20 protein-coding genes and 1 pseudogene are annotated in these 18,086 nt (G+C 60.8%); 14 read left to right on the top strand and 7 right to left on the bottom strand.

Annotated elements, in window-relative coordinates:
• Positions 1 to 137: 137 nt before the first annotated feature.
• The 4 genes from GKE62_RS17885 to GKE62_RS17870 all read right to left on the bottom strand — a co-directional run bounded on the left by GKE62_RS17885 (position 138) and on the right by GKE62_RS17870 (position 2,910).
• A complete protein-coding gene (locus GKE62_RS17885) occupies positions 138 to 326 on the bottom strand; it encodes a helix-turn-helix domain-containing protein (RefSeq protein ID WP_154693408.1) in 189 nt (62 codons plus the stop codon).
• 92 nt (positions 327 to 418) lie between these two features.
• Positions 419 to 1,024: a hypothetical protein gene (locus GKE62_RS17880; RefSeq protein WP_154693407.1), complete on the bottom strand. Its 606-nt coding sequence runs from the start codon at positions 1,022 to 1,024 to the stop codon at positions 419 to 421.
• Between the two features lie 146 nt (positions 1,025 to 1,170).
• Entirely contained in the window at positions 1,171 to 1,605 is a 435-nt protein-coding gene (locus GKE62_RS17875; RefSeq protein WP_195908521.1) for a hypothetical protein, read from the bottom strand.
• Between the two features lie 51 nt (positions 1,606 to 1,656).
• Entirely contained in the window at positions 1,657 to 2,910 is a 1,254-nt protein-coding gene (locus tag GKE62_RS17870; RefSeq protein WP_154693405.1) for a site-specific integrase, read from the bottom strand.
• Between the two features lie 991 nt (positions 2,911 to 3,901).
• On the opposite strand from GKE62_RS17870, the gene GKE62_RS17865 reads away from it, so the two are divergent.
• From GKE62_RS17865 to terL, 4 genes are all read left to right on the top strand, one after another.
• Positions 3,902 to 5,380 (top strand): DNA methyltransferase, encoded by a 1,479-nt coding sequence (locus GKE62_RS17865; protein ID WP_230206802.1) that lies wholly within the window; start codon positions 3,902 to 3,904, stop codon positions 5,378 to 5,380.
• 67 nt (positions 5,381 to 5,447) lie between these two features.
• Positions 5,448 to 6,014 (top strand): DUF5681 domain-containing protein, encoded by a 567-nt coding sequence (locus tag GKE62_RS17860; protein WP_154693404.1) that lies wholly within the window; start codon positions 5,448 to 5,450, stop codon positions 6,012 to 6,014.
• Positions 6,011 to 6,508, top strand: a complete 498-nt coding sequence (locus tag GKE62_RS17855; RefSeq protein ID WP_154693403.1) for a hypothetical protein — start codon at positions 6,011 to 6,013, stop codon at positions 6,506 to 6,508. Before GKE62_RS17860 ends, GKE62_RS17855 begins: the two co-directional genes overlap by 4 nt.
• Positions 6,505 to 7,470, top strand: a complete 966-nt coding sequence (gene terL, locus GKE62_RS17850) for a phage terminase large subunit (protein ID WP_195908520.1) — start codon at positions 6,505 to 6,507, stop codon at positions 7,468 to 7,470. The genes GKE62_RS17855 and terL overlap by 4 nt, the downstream gene beginning before the upstream one ends.
• A gap of 602 nt (positions 7,471 to 8,072) precedes the next feature.
• Here the strand turns inward: terL and GKE62_RS17845 are convergent.
• From GKE62_RS17845 to GKE62_RS17835, 3 genes are all read right to left on the bottom strand, one after another.
• Positions 8,073 to 8,678 carry an SOS response-associated peptidase family protein gene (locus tag GKE62_RS17845; RefSeq protein ID WP_154693401.1) on the bottom strand — a complete coding sequence of 202 codons (606 nt, stop codon included), beginning with the start codon at positions 8,676 to 8,678 and terminating at the stop codon, positions 8,073 to 8,075.
• A gap of 123 nt (positions 8,679 to 8,801) precedes the next feature.
• Positions 8,802 to 9,434 (bottom strand): PEPxxWA-CTERM sorting domain-containing protein, encoded by a 633-nt coding sequence (locus GKE62_RS17840; RefSeq protein ID WP_230207101.1) that lies wholly within the window; start codon positions 9,432 to 9,434, stop codon positions 8,802 to 8,804.
• A 227-nt stretch (positions 9,435 to 9,661) separates the two neighbouring features.
• Positions 9,662 to 10,015: a helix-turn-helix domain-containing protein gene (locus GKE62_RS17835; RefSeq protein ID WP_195908519.1), complete on the bottom strand. Its 354-nt coding sequence runs from the start codon at positions 10,013 to 10,015 to the stop codon at positions 9,662 to 9,664.
• Positions 10,016 to 10,044: 29 nt separating this feature from the next.
• On the opposite strand from GKE62_RS17835, the gene GKE62_RS17830 reads away from it, so the two are divergent.
• The 10 genes and pseudogenes from GKE62_RS17830 to GKE62_RS17795 all read left to right on the top strand — a co-directional run bounded on the left by GKE62_RS17830 (position 10,045) and on the right by GKE62_RS17795 (position 17,996).
• On the top strand, positions 10,045 to 10,323 hold the full coding sequence (locus GKE62_RS17830; protein WP_230206801.1) for a PilZ domain-containing protein: 279 nt from the start codon (positions 10,045 to 10,047) through the stop codon (positions 10,321 to 10,323).
• A 778-nt stretch (positions 10,324 to 11,101) separates the two neighbouring features.
• Positions 11,102 to 11,698: a PEPxxWA-CTERM sorting domain-containing protein gene (locus GKE62_RS17825; protein ID WP_154693398.1), complete on the top strand. Its 597-nt coding sequence runs from the start codon at positions 11,102 to 11,104 to the stop codon at positions 11,696 to 11,698.
• Between the two features lie 48 nt (positions 11,699 to 11,746).
• Positions 11,747 to 11,875: pseudogene (locus GKE62_RS18630) on the top strand (transposase domain-containing protein); the annotation flags it as partial.
• A 1,124-nt stretch (positions 11,876 to 12,999) separates the two neighbouring features.
• Entirely contained in the window at positions 13,000 to 13,665 is a 666-nt protein-coding gene (locus GKE62_RS17820; RefSeq protein WP_154693397.1) for a PEPxxWA-CTERM sorting domain-containing protein, read from the top strand.
• Positions 13,666 to 14,446: 781 nt separating this feature from the next.
• The gene (locus tag GKE62_RS18625) at positions 14,447 to 14,821 is read left to right on the top strand and encodes a DUF3489 domain-containing protein (protein WP_195908518.1); all 375 of its coding nucleotides are present in this window, start codon (positions 14,447 to 14,449) and stop codon (positions 14,819 to 14,821) included.
• A gap of 83 nt (positions 14,822 to 14,904) precedes the next feature.
• Positions 14,905 to 15,837, top strand: coding sequence for a YqaJ viral recombinase family protein (locus GKE62_RS17810; protein WP_195908517.1), 933 nt, complete (start codon positions 14,905 to 14,907; stop codon positions 15,835 to 15,837).
• Positions 15,834 to 16,655: an ERF family protein gene (locus GKE62_RS17805; RefSeq protein WP_195908516.1), complete on the top strand. Its 822-nt coding sequence runs from the start codon at positions 15,834 to 15,836 to the stop codon at positions 16,653 to 16,655. Before GKE62_RS17810 ends, GKE62_RS17805 begins: the two co-directional genes overlap by 4 nt.
• Positions 16,648 to 16,986, top strand: a complete 339-nt coding sequence (locus GKE62_RS19275) for a hypothetical protein (RefSeq protein WP_230206800.1) — start codon at positions 16,648 to 16,650, stop codon at positions 16,984 to 16,986. The genes GKE62_RS17805 and GKE62_RS19275 overlap by 8 nt, the downstream gene beginning before the upstream one ends.
• Before the next feature lie 542 nt (positions 16,987 to 17,528).
• Positions 17,529 to 17,747 (top strand): hypothetical protein, encoded by a 219-nt coding sequence (locus tag GKE62_RS18620; RefSeq protein WP_195908515.1) that lies wholly within the window; start codon positions 17,529 to 17,531, stop codon positions 17,745 to 17,747.
• 42 nt (positions 17,748 to 17,789) lie between these two features.
• A complete protein-coding gene (locus GKE62_RS17795) occupies positions 17,790 to 17,996 on the top strand; it encodes a hypothetical protein (protein WP_154693393.1) in 207 nt (68 codons plus the stop codon).
• The last annotated feature ends 90 nt before the right edge of the window (positions 17,997 to 18,086 follow it).

Here is an 18,086-nt window from a genome sequence, read left to right as displayed (position 1 = left end):
GGCCGGACAGCGTAAGCGCAAGTCAGGAATTGCGCCCGGTAGAGGTCCAGGCTAGGAAGGGATTGCGAACGCCCACCACAGCTATCGCGCGAAGCCCCGGCCTCAACTGCCGGGGTTTTGCTTGTCTGGGGCATGGATCACTCCTCCCCGGTCAGAAGTGCGTGCAGACTATCCGCCGGGATGATGGTGCGCCCGCCGATGCGCCGCGCCAGCAAGCGACCCGCCGCAATATGGGAATAGAGAGTGGTCCGCCCCAGACTGGACGCCTGACATGCCTCTTTGATGCTGTAGGCAATTCTGGGCGGCTCGCGTTTTTCGGTTGGCATTGGTTTCCCTCGGTTTCATTTGAACCGGGTCCTCCAAAGCCCAACGAGAAATGCGCGGCTAACTCCGCATGTGCGCGATGAGGATGCGTGTTTTAGGTCTCACCCCTTTTAGGCCTGCCAGTCGGCTTCCACCGCCCCTTGATGAGATTGCGCGCCGCCGTCGTTGTAACGTTCTCGAAACCGGTCTCCATCCGCAGCAGACTCGCGATCTCGTAAGTGTTTAATCCCTTGGCTTTCATTTCATCGGCCTTAGCTAAAATTATGTCGTCGGCAGGAGGTCGCCCGCTCTTCACCGATGGCGCGCGAGATTGGTGCGGTTGGAATCCTTCCTTCGCACCTCCACGTAACGTGTCGGTAGCCTTGAGGTATTCCCAAAGGGCTTTTGAAGCTCGCGTCAGCTCTCGCTCAAGCACCTCTCGCGCGATCGATGGCCAGCTTTTGCCGACCATCCGCTTATCGACGGCGAATTTTTGCAACATTGCGCTGGCACGCATATTGACGTCCCATGATGGATAACCGGTCGTTTTAAGTCTCGTTGCAAAAGTCGAGATCTCAAGCTCGGCATTCTCGACAAGGGCCTTGATATGGTAGGCGCACAAACTGCGTCCGGCGTCATCGAAGTCGCGCGTTACTCTTCGATCACGCATCCAAAAAGCCGCCCAAAAAAGCCGTTCCTCTTCTGCTAACGCAAGTTCCATGCATCCGCCTCCCGAGCGGTTCCCAAGAGGTGAGGCGGGGAAGCGCGTGGGATGCGCGCTTGTCGGCTGGCCGGCCTATCCCCTTTAAAATTTAGGGCTAGTCTCATGAAGGGCAAACGTTGATCGACGCAAATTGCCGCAAAGGCTTAACTGTCGCAGAGGGCGTCCCGAAGCTTCTCAAGATCATCGTCGGCTTCATAAGCCGCGAGCAGCGCGCGAACTATTGGGAGCTTGGATTGCCCATAGCTTGAGAGCGAAAATCGACCATAATAATTGCCCTTGGGATCAACGACTCTCAGACCCGCGCCATAGCGGCTCCAGGGGCTATTTGTCGCGTAACGTGATCCAAAATCGCCGTATCGATTCCATATGCTTTTCGACGAGTAGCGCGATCCGTAGTCCCCGTAACGGTTGCACACTGAAGCTTGATCGTATCGGCCGCAATTTAAGCAGCCAGCAAACTGCTCCCCTTTTTCGCCGTCAAATAGCAGGAGAGCCGCACTTTGCGCCGATGCAGGTTCAACTCCGGAACCCATACCAAGGCCCAAAACAGCGATCGTAATGACCCAGCTATTGCGCATCACGAATCCCCCCCTTGTACTAGCCCCAGCATCCCCATCTAATGCGGCACATCAAGCGCGGTTTTCAAAGGGCTTTCGGATCGGAGAAACCTTCCCACTAGCCCCGCCGTCGCTGGCGCAATAGGCGGCCCAATCAGTCATAAGCCGCCGTCTCTTTTCGAACAGGTCGCCGCGCCGATAGGCCCGCTCCACCTTGTTTTCGATGGTGTGCGCCAGGGCCATTTCGGCGACCTCATGGGCATAGGCGGTGCACTCGGCTGCCCAATCGCGGAAGCCCGAGCGGAAGCCGTGCACGGTCGCGTCAACCTTCATCCGGCGCATGAGCATCGCCATGGCCATGCCCGACAGCTTGTTACCCTTCGCGCCGGGGAAGAGCCATTCGCTCTCCAACGGCTGGAGGCTTTCAAGGATTGCCACCGCGCGGGTTGACAGGGGAACCCGATGCTCTTTCGCGGCCTTCATGCGGTCCGCTGGGACGGTCCAAATGGCCTTGGCCAGATCGACCTCGCTCCAGCGTGCGCCGATCACCTCGCCGGAGCGGGCAGCAGTGAGGATGGTAAATTCCAGCGCCAGCGCGGCGACCGCCTCGCGCGCGCGGAGTGCGCGAACAAATGCCGGAATTTCGTCGTAGGCGATGGCCTTGTGGTGGCCGCGCGACAGACGGGTGCGCGCGGGAAGGATTTGCGCAAGGTGGCCACGCCAACGCGCCGGGTTTTCGCCTTGGCGGTATCCGCGCGCCTTGGCGCTATCGAGGATGGTTTCAATCCGCCCGCGCACTCGGCTGGCAGTCTCGGCTTTGCCTTTCCAGATCGGCTCAAGGATTTTGAGCACGTGCGCTGTTTCCACGTCCGCGACGGCCAAGTCGCCGATCACCGGATAGACGTAGCTGGCAAGCGTATTTCCCCATTGCTGGCGATGCTTGGGATTGCGCCAGCTCTCCTCATTCGAGGCGATGTAGGTGGTCGCCACTTCCTTGAACGTAGTCCCGGCCACCTTGGACGCCTGAGCAGTGGCGAGTGCCTGAGCCGCTTCTCGCTCGCGTTCGGCTAGGGGATCGGTCCCGGCTTTAACCTTCTGCCGCAGCGCCGCCGCCTCGTCGCGGGCATCGGCAAGCGACATTGCGCCCGGCCCAGCCGCGCCAAGGCCAACGTCGCGCGTCCGGCCCGCCAGCATGAAACGATAGACCCACGAGCGCGCGCCGGTCGGCTTCACCAACAAATGCAGCCCACCACCGTCCGCATGGCGGCCAGGCTTGGCGTTCTTCACTGCCAGCGGGGTAAGCGCGTTGCTGAGCTTGCGAGGCATTTCGGCTCCCTGTCAGGAAATCAAACCTTGCGCCGCGCCACCGTTGCGCGTTTCGCCAGCCGTTCCCATAACCGCTCCCCGATAATAGCGCGGTTTTATGGGAACGCAAACGAACAGATATGAACGGCTGGCAGCGGTTATCGCCGAATATCACCGGTTTTGCGAGAATTGTTTGGACGGAATAGGCTGCATCCGGCCGATGGTTTGGCGGACTCCGTCTCCGCCATAACTGTTTCTGGATCTCTGAGCCGCGCTAACACCGTAGCGCGCAAAGCCAACTAGCGGTTCGGGCGCCCTCATTTCAGGCATAATCTTTGGCGCGCTCGCTGTAGGTGCGGGCCGGTTAAGTGCACCTGACCGAGGTTGCCTTGAAGGCTGCTAAACCGCCGGTGCAAGCAGTCGAGCGCAAACCGCTCCTTGGTGGGGTTCACTGATATGCGGGAATTTACAGGGAATGCGCGGAATCGATGTCTTCAACAGATGTCGGAAAGGCGTCGATATCCTCGGAAAGCCCCAAGTTCGCTCTGATGATTCCCTAGAATCGGAACAGGGAAATTTCTGGCACAAACAGCGAGCTTAGGATCGCCTTCAGGGATGTTGGCACCAAAAGAGTGATCTTTAGCTTGACCATCACCTCTTGGGCTGCGGCGGCAGGATCATCGCCACTGGCACCGGCCTGAACAACCGAGGTCCACCTGCGAGGCAACGCTCGACCCTGTTCAAAATCCCGGGCCACACGGCGCTATGCTTCTCATCACGTATTTACTTACACTTTGCCATTAATACCTGTCTGTTTGTTAGACGATTTTCATATAGACTTTCCACGTTTGTGCGGGTGGGCTCGAAAGAAAAGTTTATACTTTACAGGACGCCTGCCTAAGGCTAAGAGATCGCCGTCTCTTTAGAGCATTCAGCATTCGCCACCGGCGGCAGTTGGCAGCACGAAAAGGACAACTCAACACTGCCACGCGAAAGCGCGGCGGGGTGACGGTTGTTCGGCTTCGCCGCGCTTGCTGCCTGCCCTGCTGCTTCCTTCGCTGGCAACGCGAAGGAACAAGTCATGCGAAAGTCACCAGCTCGGACCGCCTCTTCTACCCGCCTCGCCAACCAGCTCGCGATGCTCGAGCACAAGCTCGGCCCGATCCACTACCAATCCCTGGAAAGCCTGATTCCTTACGCTGGCAACCCGCGGAAGCATCCCGAAAAGCAGATCGTCAAACTGATGGCTTCGCTCACCCAGTTCGGTTTCGCGATGCCTGCGCTGATTGACGAAGGCGGCGTTATTGTCGCCGGCGAAGCGGTAGTCGAAGCGGCGCGGCGGCTCGGTGTTGGCGAGGTTCCGGTGCTTGTCGCGGGCCACTGGTCCAAAGCGCAAGTTCGCGCCTATCGGTTGGCTGACAACCGCCTGGCCGAACTAGCCACCTGGGACGAGCAGCAACTGGCGATCGAGTTGGATGCGATCATAGCCATCGACGAAGCGCCCGTCGAAATCCTCGGCTGGGACACCGCCGAGATCGATCTGATCCTCGATGCGCCGGCCTATCAGGAGCACACGTGCGATCCCGCAGACGAGATTGTCGAGCCGCCCTCCATACCTGTTTCGAGTCTGGGTGACCTGTGGCTTATGGGACCGCATCGCTTGCTTTGCGGGTCGAGCCTCGACGGCCAAAACTGGGTTCGGCTGATGGACGGCCAGACCGGGGCGATGGTGTTCACCGACGCGCCGTTCAACCTTCCGGTCAACGGGCACGTTAGCGGCTTAGGAAGGGTTAAACACGCGGAGTTCGCGATGGCCTCGGGCGAAATGAGCGCGGGCGAGTTTACCGTCTTTTTGGCCACAAGTATTGGTCATATGGCGGGCGTGCTCAAGGACGGTGGCGTGCTCACGCTGGCGATGGATTGGCGTCACAGCCCCGAGATTCTGGCGGCGATGGAATCCAACAACCTAACCCTGCTCAACCTGTGTGTCTGGAACAAGACTAACGGCGGCATGGGCTCCTTATACCGCTCCAAACACGAACTGTTCTGGATCGCCAAGAAGGGCACTGCCAAGCACACCAACAACGTCGAGTTGGGCCGTTACGGCCGCTACCGCACTAACGTCTGGGACTACCCCGGAGTTAACACATTCGGGAAGAACCGCCTAGCGGAACTCGCGGAGCATCCGACCAAAAAGCCTGCAGCGCTTGCTGCGGATGCCATACGCGACGTCACGAACCCTAATGAGATCGTCATTGACGGCTTCATGGGGTCGGGCACCACCATCCTGGCTGCCCAACGAACCCGACGGGTCGGGTACGGTATCGAGATCGACCCGCGCTACATTGACGTTGCGATCCGCCGCTGGGAAAAAATGACCGGGCAAAAGGCGACGCTGGTCGACACTGGCGAGACCTTTGACGCGGTCGCCGAGCGCCGCAGATCGCCCAGCGTGGATGGCACTCTTCCGGGCGCTGGCGACGGCGCCTGACGAACCGGCCAGGCCCATCAAGGCCGCCATCTTTCTCGCCAAACCCTCTACCGTTTGGAATCGCCCAATGTCGACCGACCGCAATACCTCAACGCCAACTTTTGCTGCCGCCAGCGGGGCCCAAACCGACCCGCGCCCGATCCCCGGACCGCGGATCCGCCAGCGAGAACGACCAGCACCCACTTGCGAGCCTCCGGCAGTAGTAAAGCCGCCAAGCGAGGTTGGGATCCCGCTCGAGACGGGGACCGACTACGATGTCGGCTACAAGAAGCCCCCATTCGAGAGCCGGTTCAAACCCGGCCGGTCGGGCAACCCCAAGGGCCGCCCGCGGGGTGCCAAGGGGCTCAAGACCATGGTTCGCGAGACGCTCACCCAGAAGGTCGCGGTTCGCACCGCCGCGGGGGATAAACGGATGAGCCGGATGGAGGCGGTGCTTCACAAGACCGTCGAGCTGGCGATGAAGGGCAATCAACGCGCGCTCCAGCAGCTGTATGCGCTCTACGCAAGCGCGGTTCCCGACGCCCCCGCGCCAGCTTTGGCAACGATGTCCAACCAAGAGCTCACCGCTACCGATCTCGCCATCCTCGAAGAACTCAAAGCAAGCTTCGCCCCGACAGGGGAGCCAGACCAATGACAGTATGTGTGACCAGCGCGCTGGCCGCCGCTCGACGGCAAGACCTTTCGCTGTTCGTCATGAAGGTGTTCGAGACGCTCCATCCCGGTGCGCCCCCGCTCCGTCTTGCGTGGTATATTAAGGCGATGTGCTACGCGCTCGAGGGCGTCCTAACCGGCCGCACCCGGCGCTTGGTCATCACAGTTCCCCCGCGCCACCTCAAATCGATTTCAGCGTCGGTTGCGCTCGTCGCTTGGCTCTTGGGCCACGATCCAGGCCTTAAGATCATGGTCGCCAGCTATAGCCAGGACCTTGCTCGGCTTCATTCGAACCAGACCCGCACGATCCTGGAGGCGGCGTGGTACCAGGCGGACTTTCCCGGAACCCGGATTCGCGATGGAGGCAACCGGGCGCTTGAACTCGTGACCACCGCCGGCGGATCTCGCAAGGCGGTCTCGGTGGGGGAAGCGTCACGGGATTTGGTGCCGACATCATCATCGTCGACGACTGCATGAAGGCGGACGAGGCTCGCAGCCAGGCGACGCGCGAGGAGCTGCACGGCTGGTTTGACAATACCCTATTAACCCGGCTCGACGCCAAGGGCGCCGGGGTAATCCTCTCCATCCAGCAGCGGCTGCATGAGGACGATCTACCCGCGTACCTGCTCGAAAAGGGTTACCAACACCTCAACCTGCCGGCGATCGCCGAGAAGGAAGAGCAAGTGGCCATCGGAGCGGGCCGGTTTCACAAGCGCATGGTCGGAGACTTGCTGGACCCCCAGCGCGAGAGCTTGGCTGTGCTGGATCAACTACGCCGCGATTTGGGCTCCCCGGTATTCTCCGCCCAGTACCAGCAGGATCCGATCGCTCCAGAGGGCAACCTCATCCGTATGGAGTGGTTCGGGACCTACAGCACGGCACCCCAGCGGCATCGCTTTCTTAAAGTCGTGCAGAGCTGGGACACCGGCATGTCGGCCGCGCCGACCAGCGACTATTCGGTCTGCACCACCTGGGGGTTCGAGCTAGCAACCAAAAACTGGTACCTTCTGGAAGTATTCCGCCATCGGTTGGATTTTCCAGACCTGAAGCGCGCGGTAATCGAGCTGCAGCGCCGTTGGACTGCTGACCTAGTGCTAATCGAGAAGGCCGGCAGTGGATTTTGCCTTTGCCAGGAACTGGCGGCGACCGGTCCTTTCCGCCCAGTGATGATCCGTCCGTCCGCCAGCAAGGAAGAGCGATTCGCAGGCTGTTTGGCCGAAGTCGAAGCCGGTCAGTTTTTACTCCCTGCAGAAGCCCCGTGGCTCACAGACTTCCGCAATGAGCTCAAAGCCTTTCCTGCGGGCCGCTACGACGATCAGGTCGACAGCTTCAGCCAGTTCGTGCGGTTCCAACTCATCCACTGGAAGCGGATTCTCAAGGAACGCACAGCGAGCGGCAGGGTGAAGCGCGCGCTACGGCTGCGTACGCGCCCATGGTGAGATCGCCGCCCTGCGCCCCAGCGGTCGTGCCAGCCAAGGTTGATAGCCTGGGCCGGCCCTACGCAGCGCGGCCAATCAGCGTTCAGCCTAGTCGCTTTCGTGCGCAGTTCCGCGATGTTGTCGTTGCCATGGGACGTTGGAACAGGAAGGGACGTTTGCGCGCCTCTAAACTGGGGCTGTGGCACCGTAAGACAACCCTCTGGGTGTTGTGCGAGGCGCTCAGACAGCGACAGTGGCGTCCCCCGTGGGCACGGCCGCAAGCCCCCGTCATTACGCCCAGCAGGCATCGACGGGCAAATTGCGCGTATTTTGGCGATGCCTGCGGCGCCTGTAACACGCGGCCTCAGCCGAACACCCGTCTGAGCCAGGAACGCTCTCCCGGAACCGGGGGCGAGTGCCCAGCGATCTGGAATAGGTAATTTCCAAGAACGGCCGCTTGGTTCTTGGTGAGCAGGATCGTAGTGCGATCAATGTCGTCGGGTGACCCAATTTGCTTCACCGTCTGGAGATTCAGAACGAGCTTTTGCCCAAATTCCTGGTGAGTCCATCCGACTAGAACCCCATGGTTATTCATCGCGTTCTCCCCCCTCCGGTGGCCTGAGTTACGTGTAGATCACCTCTGTGCTTGCCCGCTTCACCCATGGAACAGTGGTCTGCTCCTTCACCATCACGTCGGGGTATGGGCGGCAGAGGATCGCGGCATCATCTGGCGCGCCGTCCAGCCAGTCTCGCCAATCCTGCGGCCGGAGGATTACGGGCATGCGATCATCCACATCGGCGACATTCATACAGGTTTCGATCATGATCATCGAATAGGCCGGACCCCACTCCGGCGTACCCTCCAGATACCCGCGACAGCGAACACGTCCCTGGTCAGGCAACCGGAACCAGGTCCGGGTCTTGGCGCCCTTCTCGCCTTCCGCCTCGGCAAATTCGGTTACCAGGAACAGGCAGCGACGATCCTGAAACGAGTAGCGCCACATGAAGCTGGCCAGCTTGTCGGCGCCCGTATTGTTGACCGGTCTGGGTTTGAGCGGTTGGCCGGTCTTGCCTTTGAGCACCAGCGGGAAGCCCCAGGTCATGGATCGCAGATCGCCACCGGCAACTACCAGGCCGGGATAGCCGGGGTAAACCTCGCCACCAGCGTTGCCGACTTGGCCGATCGCGGATTTGAAAAGTCTTGCCACTTCCCCGCGCGCCTTTGTCATACGGTATAGGTCGCAGGTGTGGACGACCCTTCACTTGCTGTGGCTCGAGCAGCGTTGCGACTCGATCGCTTGCGAGAACTCGGTCTTTGAGATCGCCTCGGATTTGGCCGAATAGGGCTGTCGCTAAATGTTTGAAAACCGGACCTGCGTGTTGGCTGTCATCCGCCGACGCATCCCAAATCCGATCATGCCGAAACCGAGCAACATCATCGCCCAAGTAGCTGGTTCCGGCACCGCCGCGAGGGATGACGATCTAAAGCGGGCGAACACGCTATTGTTGGCATTGGCATTCGCCGTGTTGAAGGCCGAACTGGCGCCGATCGAACCAACTGAGTCAGCAAGAGAATTGTAATTCACCGCTCCTGCTCCGGAGAAGCTTGCGTCGTCGAACACTTCATACGGAACGATTACAAAGCAAAAGCCGTCCGAATTTGCTGCGCAGCCAAATGTGCGACTGAAGTCAGAATCGAATTGGCCAAGATCGCTGTCGAGGAATACCTGATCGAGCAATGCTTGCGACGCGGCATTCGCAGCAGTTAGCGAAGTGAAAGTTATGTCCGAAAGCTCGTTGCAGCCGCCGAAAACACCTGCACACGTCCCTTCCGCAAAGGTCACGTCGTAAAGCGCCCCTCCGACGTCGACACCATTTGCCCCAGTAAGCTTCCCGCCCGACACTAGCTGCACGGCGGCTGCCGAGGGGGTCGAAAGTCCCAACACGGCCAACCCCATCAGTATCGCGATCGATCGAAGCGCCATGGCCAAGCCCCCTAGTCCTGCCGGATTAGCTTACAACAGACCAGATTAGCGCTGGCAAGCCTGCGATCTCACACGCGCACATGGGGTTCGGGTTCGTGTCCGCATGCCCGTGATTCTCAGACGGCAGGATTGGAGAGAGTGGCCGGACGTCTCGCCCGATGACGCCCGCGTGCTGTGCCGGCCCTATCCCGACTTGATGGTCAGGGTGCAAACTAGCGATCCTTGGGCTAAACCAGCCGCGACTTAGAGCGAGTGCGCGAAGGGCGACGCCTGCGATAGAAACTGCTCCGTCCCACCCCGATCGCTTCACAAGCCTGGGTGACGTTCAGGTCGCAAGCCAGCAGCGCGTTGTCGATGATTTCGGCCTTGATGTGCTCCCACTTTCGTAAATGCCCATCCGGTCCGATGACCACGACTTCGCGGATAGGTCGCGAAGAGACCATGGGTGCTTCTAAACTCATGAAGAGGGAGAGCTTTCTCGGACTGTGCCGGCCGAGGCAAGCCCGAAGTCTTGGCATGTTGCATTCTGGATCAATCATTTCAGCGTCGCCCAAACTGCCGCTATGATTGGCCAGAAGCATGGTAAGGTTCCACGAAGAGGATGCCGCCATTGGTCGAGGATGAAAACCGCCGCGCTCCGCGCGATAGCGTTTTCCTATTTGCGACTCTGCGCTTGGCTGGCGAGGATGCGGAATATCGTGTGAAGGTTCGGAACCTGTCCGAAACCGGCCTTCTGGCGGAGGGCGATGTGCCCGTACGGCCTGGTTCGTCCGTTGGTTTCGATCTGCGCAATATTGGTTGGGTGGAGGGCACAGTTGCGTGGGTTCTCGGCGATCGTTTCGGCGTTCAACTTGGTGAGACTATCGATCCGACGAAGGCCCGAAGTTGAGTTAAGGCGGCTTCGCCAAGCTGGGCATAGGAAACTCCCCACCCAGTTTGATCGGGTATAATTGGCGGCAGTCACGTTCGCTTCGGGGGGAGCAGAGGCGGTGCATACCCGCGATCCCAGCGTGCGGTGCAAGCTGGGGGCGACTATCGTGCACGCGCCGTTGCCGAACCCGATCGAGCGCAACTTTTTTTGAAAATCTCCACGGACATGGAGTTGCACGCCAATTGGATCGAAGAGCACGGAGCCGTGCCCCGCCCATCAGAAAGTGGGCGCGACTTATGCGACCTCCACAAAAAACCCCGATCTGATCAACCGGAAGCCGTCGAGACGGAACCCGTGCGTGGAACGAGAGTCTAGTATCTGTCCGACCTAACAGCATTTCGGCCGGGCTCCCCTGGTTGGGTCGCAATCGACCAGAGCTTGCGGGACCGGCTGTGGCCGCGAAACACTGCAGCCGGTCCCGCATTGTTCGTGGAGCGTCCGGCGGCGAGCGCAATCGATTGAACCGCCTCCCTGATCAGGTGCACGTTTCAGATGCCAGCAATGGCGGGCGGTTTCGGGGCACACCAGGCGCCGCCGGATGCGATCATAGTATGGCTTCCGGAGTGAGTTCGTCCGCGATGCGAAAGGCGCGGCCCGAACCACCCTCGGCAAATCATCGGCAAATCATCGGCGTCCCATCATTCACCGCAGCCGCCGTTTGACCCACTCACCTCCTGCCGTTCGCGTGCTGTCAGTTGGCAGGCGACTGACCTGTAAAGCTGAGGGAGTAAGTGTCATGAGCAAGCGCAGGATTCTTGTGTCAGCTGCGATCGGATTTGGTGCCATTGGTGTTGCTGCGCCGCTTCAGGCCGCAGAGTTGATCTTTATCGGGTCCGCCAATGCCACCGCCACGGTGAGTGCCAGTGCGGCCTGCACCCCCCTACCGTTTCGCGGCATCGTCATGCCTCAAAACAGTTCGGGCACTTCGAACCTGGGCAGCTTCACCTACAGCCACGACGCCTGCACTCAGGGGGCGACCGGGCCAGTTACAGGTACGTTTGCGCTCGATTTTGGAGGATCGCTGCTCAACGGTGCGTTCGATGGCTTATCAGTTGCGCGTGCGGGAGTGGCGGGACTCTTCGATCAGCAGTTCACTTACAACATCGCTGGCGGGACTGGAATCTTCGATGGAGCGAGTGGTTCATTCGTCAACATCGGAACAGTCGACGTACGGGGCGGTCCACCTTCGCGGCTCGCTCTGAACTTCAATGGATTGATCAATGCACCCGCGGTACCCGAACCAGCGAGTTGGGCAATGATGCTGATCGGTTTTGGGATCAGTGGAGCGGCAATGCGTCGGCGTGGGCAAAAGGTCGCAGTAACTTACGCCTGAACGCCGAAGCGCTTATCCATTCGAGCTAGCCCGTTCGGCTCTGACTTACTCTACACGCTCATCCAAATCGCGCGGCTCAACGACATCGATCCGCAAGCTTTGCTCGCCGATGTCCTCGCTCGTATCGCCGACCTTCCCGCCTCCCGGGGCCGCGGCCCTCACCGGATGGATGCATGAATTCCGAACCTGCTTTCTATCCACTCGGCCTGGCTAGCCTACGTGAAGAATATTCTTGGAACCCTGCGTTCGCCCTCGTCTCGAATGCGCGTCATGAGAATGAACGAGCGGGCAATTGCCAAGCCGCCGACTTGTGGGGTGCGCTGCAACGTGCTGTGGCAGCCGAACCGGGCCAGCCCGCGAATTACAGCATAATGCGATCTCGCCGTTGCACGTCTCTGTAGCAATGCTTGCCGAACTTGCGGCATCCACCGGCCAATTCCTGTAGCGGGACCAAGCGCTTTCCGTACGTTGCACCGCAAGTTAGTCCGAGATAGTCTGTCTGAGATGGACGGAATGCAATCAAGGATGGCTCGGGCGGCTCTTGGGTGGTCGACGAATCGATTGGCCAAGATGGCAGGCGTGAGCCGCTCGACGGTTTTCAACTTTGAAGCGGTTGGTACAAACAACGTTGTGATGCTTGAGCGGATCGAAAAGGCGTTTCTAGCGGCAGGAGTTGTGTGGCGCGACGAGGGCGACCTGATAGGGGTCATGATGCCCGCGGAGCTTGCGGGTAGAGCCTCGTCCGCGCCGAGGAAGCCGATCGCCCTGCTTTAACCGCATCGCTTGGAATTGACACGCCGGCTTCCGCTGGCTTCGCCTAAATGGCAGTTTGCGAAAGTGGGCATCGCCCGTCCTAAAGCGCCCAAAAATGCAGCGTAAGTGTCTCGGCAACGTTGAGCCCGGGCACCCTCAACCACACCGTTTTTTCCAGCTAGCTCAAGGCGGCGAAGAACCCAATTGTGGAGTCATTCGGGTGACCCATCAGAAAGGAAGATTGCGCAGTGCACATTTGCGGTTTTGAGCGCCTGGACTATCGGTCTATGTCATTTGATATAGGCTAAGGCTCTGAATTTTGACGAAAAGTCGAAAAATTCCGGTTGCAACATCGTTAGTTTAAATTTAGGACCTCCGTTAACGCGTCTTGTAGCGTTAGGGTGAGTGGGGGCGGACTGGTAAAAATAGGCTGATGGCCAGGGCCTCCCTGGTGATTGTCGCACTTTACCTATGATTAATTGGCATAATAGTTTGCCACTACGATCTATTCGCAACTCCAGCCGACCAGCGAAATGGAGTGATGGAACATGAAGCATTTTGTTATTGGGCTGGTTGCCACGCTTGCATTTAGCTCGGCTCCGGCGGTCTATGCGGCGTCGGTTGTCACATATAACTCTAATCCGACTGGCGGATTTCAGTATGGAGCTGGCAACGACTATACGCCGGCAAATGCAACCGTTCTGGTGAACGATAACAATGAGCTCGCGGTTCGCTTTCATCAGACCGGCGTATCGGCGCCAGCATCGACGAATGGTGTTTACGCGTTCGCACTCGGCACTAGCCCGATCAGCTACGACTTCAGCATCGGCAACGTTTTTTCCGACGGCGGCTTTGATACTTCGAACGCGAACATCCTACTTACCAGCCTGCTCACCGGTCAAGCTGTCAGCTATAATCCGTTTTTCCCCGGAAACGACAATTTCACCACCGCGACGGGCGATGTTCAGAACAGCGCGCGCTTGAATTTCGGTTTCCTATTCGGAAATAACTTCGACGCCAGCCAAAATAATACCTATCGTATCGATCTCTCTGCAGGCGGTAACACTATTACTAGCTTTGCGCAGATCGGCGAGGGTGCGGTCGCACCGGTTCCCGAGCCTGCGACCTGGGCCATGATGCTATTAGGCTTCGGCGTGATCGGCTTCGCGTTGCGTCGTCGTCGGCAGAGCAACGGTCTGCTCCAGCTAGCATAACATTTGTCTTCGAACTCGATTGGGGGCGCAGTCTGAAAGGTTGCGCCCTTTATCGTTTGAGCGGTGCCTGTGACGATTGCGAATGCCCGTTTCCGGGTCGTACTCGGCTGGGCCGGCATAAGGTTCGCTGGCTGCGTTCCATTTAGGATGGCGGTAACAACGTCGGGCGCCAGGTAGTGCGCCCGATCAGTCGCGAGTAGTGCCCCGTGCAGCGGGGAAAGCGCAACCCCACAGCGACGACGTCCGAGAGGCTGGCGGATGCTTTCTGCCTTCTGCCCGGAGCCTTCCCGTTTAGGGCATGGTTCGCTCGCGCCCCGAAAGTGGCTCAATCCTCAGTAAGAGCCAAGATCGCACGGTTAATGGTCACAACCTCATCAAAGTGGCCAGCTATCAGCTGGGCGCGGTGTTTGAGTTCCTCGCGCGATCTGCGTTCCTTCCCCTTCGCAGCGATGGTCGCGTCATCTTCAAACCGGGCGGTTAGCAGTGCAAACGGTCGCGATGACATCGGTTTCCTCCTCCTGGTCTCGCTTTTGATCATTGTTCACACTTGCAAGGCCACCTCGCCGCGATGTGGCCGCCAAGTCCACCTCCAGCTTTTTTGCCGGACGCGGATTTGTGCTCGGGTGTTCGACATTCGAGTGGACTGTGCTGGCGAAGCGAGCATTGGTTGCTCGTGCGAATGCAGCCGCTTGAGCGGCGCGTTACCCCCGACCGGCTGACCGGCGGGGGTGTGGTCGGTGGAAGCAGCACTGGTGCGGCTTCGAACACCGAAAGACACCCCATGATCCGCAAGACCACCAACGCCCCGAGCCGCGTCGCCACGCGCGGGCGGAAACCACGATCCCAAGCGCAGGCCAGAAAGGGCGCAGCGCCAGAGAACGCCAAGGGGCTGCAGCCGCCGCCCCGGAGCAAGAACACCTTGGTCATGGAGCTGCTTGGTCAACCCGGCGGCGTCAGCATCGATGAGCTGATGGCGGCCACGGGATGGCAGTCGCACAGCGTTCGCGCCGCGCTCACCACGCTGCGGCACAAGCGCCACGCGATCGTACGGACAACGCGCGATGGCATCTCGCGCTACGCGATCACCCCGGCGGACCCGGCGGTCAGTGAGACCATCACCGACACCACCACTGGCACTGGGAGCGCGCTGTCATGAGCAACCCCCAGCCATCCCGCGCCGCACCCTCGCCCAAGGTTCATGCCGGTAACCCGCGCCCGGGTAAACGGGGATCAACCCGCGTGGCAAAACACGATCAGGCAGCGCAGGTGCTGCCCACTCCGCAAGGTCGGCCAGGATCGGCCGCGCAACCCGAGCGCGTGCCATTGCGGGGATCGGCCATCTGGCCCGAGCTTGGTTCGCTTGGCCTCAGCGCAGCGGCAATCGCCGAGCGGGTGGGCAGTATCGGCGGTTCGGACGCCAACACCATCCTGTCGGGCTCGGCCGAGCGGATCTTGCGCCTCTGGCGCGAGAAGCGCGGCGAGGTGGCGCCCGAAGACCTGTCGGACAAGCTTGCGGTCATGCTCGGCAGCTGGACCGAGGCGTTCAACCGCCAGTGGTACGAGAAGCTGGTCGGGCATGCAGTCACCCGCGTCGGGGAACGCGTGCGCTGCCCGGTCCGACCCTGGCGCAGCGCCACGCTCGATGGGTACGTGATGGAGCAAGGTGCGATCTGGGAGGCCAAGCACACCAGTCCGTTCGGCAGTCCCGACGAAGTGCTGCAACGCTACATGCCCCAGCTCCAGCACACCATGGCCGTGGTGGGCTGCGAGACCGCGCTGCTCTCGGTGCTCTACGGCAACTCCAAGTGGGAGGTCTACGAGGTGGCCTCGGACTGGATGTACCAGGAAGATCTGCTCGAGGCCGAGATGCGGTTCTGGCATTGTGTCCGAAGCGGCGAGCCTCCGGTGATCAGCATTATCAGCTATGCCCCCAAACCGGTGGGGGTGCGCGAGGTATGCATGACCGGGCACAACGCCTGGGCGACGTTCGCCGCCGACTGGCTCGCGCACCGGGAGGCGGCAAAGACGCATGCCACGGCAACCTCGTCGCTGAAGGAACTGGTCGAGGCCGATGTCGCGCGCGCCTACGGCCACGGCATCGAGGCCAAACGCAGCAAGGCCGGCGCGATCACCATCAGGGAGGCCGCTCCGATCCGCGGGCAACGCTCATGAGCCTGCCCCGGGTCTACGGTGCGATCAGCGCCATCACCGCCGCCTTCGCCCATCACGGCCTGCCCAAAGAGCGGATCAACCGCGACGAGGGCTATGCCTATCGCGCCATCGACGAGGTGGTCGAGCGGCTCGCGCCGCTGCTGGCCGAGCACAATCTGTGTATCCTGCCCCGGGTGCTCGAGCGGACCCAGGGCGAGCGGACCGATCCCGAGGGACAAAACCTCATCCACGTGGTCCTGCGCGTCGCGTTCGACCTGGTCAGCGTCGAGGATGGCTCGTCGCACACCATCGAGGCGATCGGCGAGGCGCTCGACCATGGCGACAAGGCCAGCGCCAAGGCGATGACCTCGGCCTACAAGCACGCGGTACTCCATGCGTTCTGCATCCCCGCCAGCGGACGCGAGGACCCGGATCGCAGTTCGCCCTGCCCCAGCTCGTCGGGCCGCAGCTCGTCGGGCCGCGGCGGTATCGCAGCCCTCCCCGCGCCGGTCGAAGGCTGGGTCCAGTGGGCCGAGGACATCGCCGCGGTGGTCGAGAGCTGCGTCACCCCCGAGGCGATCGAGCGGCTGCTCGCCAGCAACCGCGCCCAGCTCTCCGCGCTGGCGCGCGAGCAGCCCACCGCCTACGCGCGGGTCGGGTGGGCCATTGCTTCGCGGCGCAAGGTGCTGGCGCAGCCGGTGGCGGCCAGCGTCACCCCGGAGGCCGCGGGTGTTCCCGCGGCGCATCCCGGGGCCAAAGCCAGTCGCCTGGCCAAGCCGGAGCGGGCGAAGCGGGCGAGCACCATCGCGGTCGCGGAAGGGCTCGCCGCGCATGGCTAGCGTGTCCCTCCCGCCCCGGCTCGTCCGCGAGCGCCGCACCAACCCCGCGCGGTCCTGTCCCGCGCACCGCGCCTGGGTGCGCAAGCATCGCTGCTCGGTACCCGGCTGCCTTGCCGGGCCCATCGAGTGCGCCCACGTCCGCACCGGGACCGACGGCGGGATTGCGCTCAAACCCTCCGATCGCTGGACCATCAGCCTGTGTCGCGCCCACCACGCCGAGCAGCACCAGATCGGTGAGCCAGCGTTTGAGATCCGCTACGGGCTCGATCTGGTTGCGCTGGCGGAGGTGTTTGCACGGCGTTCGCCGCATCGACGTGTGCTTACTATATAGATGGCACCGCCACCAACCAGTCCGGCCAACCCTGAGCAGCCGCACCGCGCCGCACTTACCGCTAGACGACCCTGGCTCACCGCCGCAGCTGATATTGCCGCGGGCTGTCGGATCTCGAACTTTACCATCTGCCTGCGGCCGCACCATCGCATGCGCCTTTTCTCCCAGAGCATCTGGTCGATAGCTCCGGCGATCGCGCTTAGGACCGGCGGGAGGCTGATCGGATTGCTGGCGTCAGCCTCGTATATTGCGCCAATAGTAACTGGTTAGAGAACGCGCTCCTCGGCAAAGCCACTTTCCCAGACTTTGTTGGTCAGATGCAGGGAGGCGATGAGGCCGCCAGCGCAGCTTCCCATGGTCGCAAGCCGGGCATCTTTCGTCGCGGCAAGCTCGAGTATCTAGCTCGCGATCGAAGCGATCTCTTCTGCCGGATCCGGTAAATCGCTCGAGTTATTTCCGATTCCGAATTAGCCGAAACTTGCGGCGATTGTTTTCGCAGGAATAGCCCGTCCCCAGTTCCAGGCTTGGCCAAACATGAGGCGATGAAGGTCGCGCAGGAGGCCCATGTTGAGCATGTCACCGCGGGCGGCAAGGCCCAACGCTCGCCGCCCGCGAAAAGGCTTCTTGGTCGAAAGCGGCGTATTGTGGTCCGCGTTGGAAGTGAGATCGAGGAACGCACGGCATTATCTCACTACCGCGTCAAGGCGCCCTCAGGATCGACGCGGCCTGCGGTGTCCTCTAGAATTGCCAATCGCACCTAATCGAGGGTATCTGTATGTTCCCGCCACTGCTTGGAGGTGATCATGGCTGGAGCTTTTGGTTTTGATGATGGCGCGAATGGGCTCTTCGTTGTCGTCAAAAAGGAACCGCTGACCGCTGGATGCCTGAGTGTCGAGGAGATCGATGCCGCCATCATCGGGTTGCAGACTGACCTCGACAGGGTCGGTGCTCAGATGAAACGGGCTGTCGGGGTCCGCAATCCTAGCGCCTTCTTCCCTCAACGGACCTAAGGAAAGTTCGCAGCGGTGCAATGTTTCGACTTATTATCTAAGGAGTGCACCCCGCGTTTACGCTAGCCTTTGCCGACCTTGTATTGGTCG

Source organism: Novosphingobium sp. Gsoil 351 (assembly GCF_009707465.1).
Lineage (GTDB): Bacteria > Pseudomonadota > Alphaproteobacteria > Sphingomonadales > Sphingomonadaceae > Novosphingobium.
The sequence above is the reverse complement of the archived record's forward strand: the minus strand, read 5'-3'. Positions and strand labels throughout refer to the sequence as shown.

What these genes read in the sequence shown, in the direction of transcription:
- GKE62_RS17840 (WP_230207101.1), bottom strand. Translation starts at nt 9,434, where the DNA reads ATGGCGCTTCGATCGATCGCGATACTGATGGGGTTGGCCGTGTTGGGA.
- GKE62_RS17880 (WP_154693407.1), bottom strand. Translation starts at nt 1,024, where the DNA reads ATGGAACTTGCGTTAGCAGAAGAGGAACGGCTTTTTTGGGCGGCTTTT.
- GKE62_RS17875 (WP_195908521.1), bottom strand. Translation starts at nt 1,605, where the DNA reads ATGCGCAATAGCTGGGTCATTACGATCGCTGTTTTGGGCCTTGGTATG.
- GKE62_RS17820 (WP_154693397.1), top strand. Translation starts at nt 13,000, where the DNA reads ATGAAGCATTTTGTTATTGGGCTGGTTGCCACGCTTGCATTTAGCTCG.
- GKE62_RS17855 (WP_154693403.1), top strand. Translation starts at nt 6,011, where the DNA reads ATGACAGTATGTGTGACCAGCGCGCTGGCCGCCGCTCGACGGCAAGAC.
- GKE62_RS17860 (WP_154693404.1), top strand. Translation starts at nt 5,448, where the DNA reads ATGTCGACCGACCGCAATACCTCAACGCCAACTTTTGCTGCCGCCAGC.
- GKE62_RS19275 (WP_230206800.1), top strand. Translation starts at nt 16,648, where the DNA reads ATGGCTAGCGTGTCCCTCCCGCCCCGGCTCGTCCGCGAGCGCCGCACC.
- GKE62_RS17845 (WP_154693401.1), bottom strand. Translation starts at nt 8,678, where the DNA reads ATGACAAAGGCGCGCGGGGAAGTGGCAAGACTTTTCAAATCCGCGATC.
- GKE62_RS17835 (WP_195908519.1), bottom strand. Translation starts at nt 10,015, where the DNA reads ATGCTTCTGGCCAATCATAGCGGCAGTTTGGGCGACGCTGAAATGATT.
- GKE62_RS17870 (WP_154693405.1), bottom strand. Translation starts at nt 2,910, where the DNA reads ATGCCTCGCAAGCTCAGCAACGCGCTTACCCCGCTGGCAGTGAAGAAC.
- GKE62_RS17885 (WP_154693408.1), bottom strand. Translation starts at nt 326, where the DNA reads ATGCCAACCGAAAAACGCGAGCCGCCCAGAATTGCCTACAGCATCAAA.
- GKE62_RS17805 (WP_195908516.1), top strand. Translation starts at nt 15,834, where the DNA reads ATGAGCCTGCCCCGGGTCTACGGTGCGATCAGCGCCATCACCGCCGCC.
- GKE62_RS18620 (WP_195908515.1), top strand. Translation starts at nt 17,529, where the DNA reads ATGAAGGTCGCGCAGGAGGCCCATGTTGAGCATGTCACCGCGGGCGGC.
- GKE62_RS17825 (WP_154693398.1), top strand. Translation starts at nt 11,102, where the DNA reads ATGAGCAAGCGCAGGATTCTTGTGTCAGCTGCGATCGGATTTGGTGCC.
- terL (WP_195908520.1), top strand. Translation starts at nt 6,505, where the DNA reads ATGAAGGCGGACGAGGCTCGCAGCCAGGCGACGCGCGAGGAGCTGCAC.
- GKE62_RS18625 (WP_195908518.1), top strand. Translation starts at nt 14,447, where the DNA reads ATGATCCGCAAGACCACCAACGCCCCGAGCCGCGTCGCCACGCGCGGG.
- GKE62_RS17795 (WP_154693393.1), top strand. Translation starts at nt 17,790, where the DNA reads ATGGCTGGAGCTTTTGGTTTTGATGATGGCGCGAATGGGCTCTTCGTT.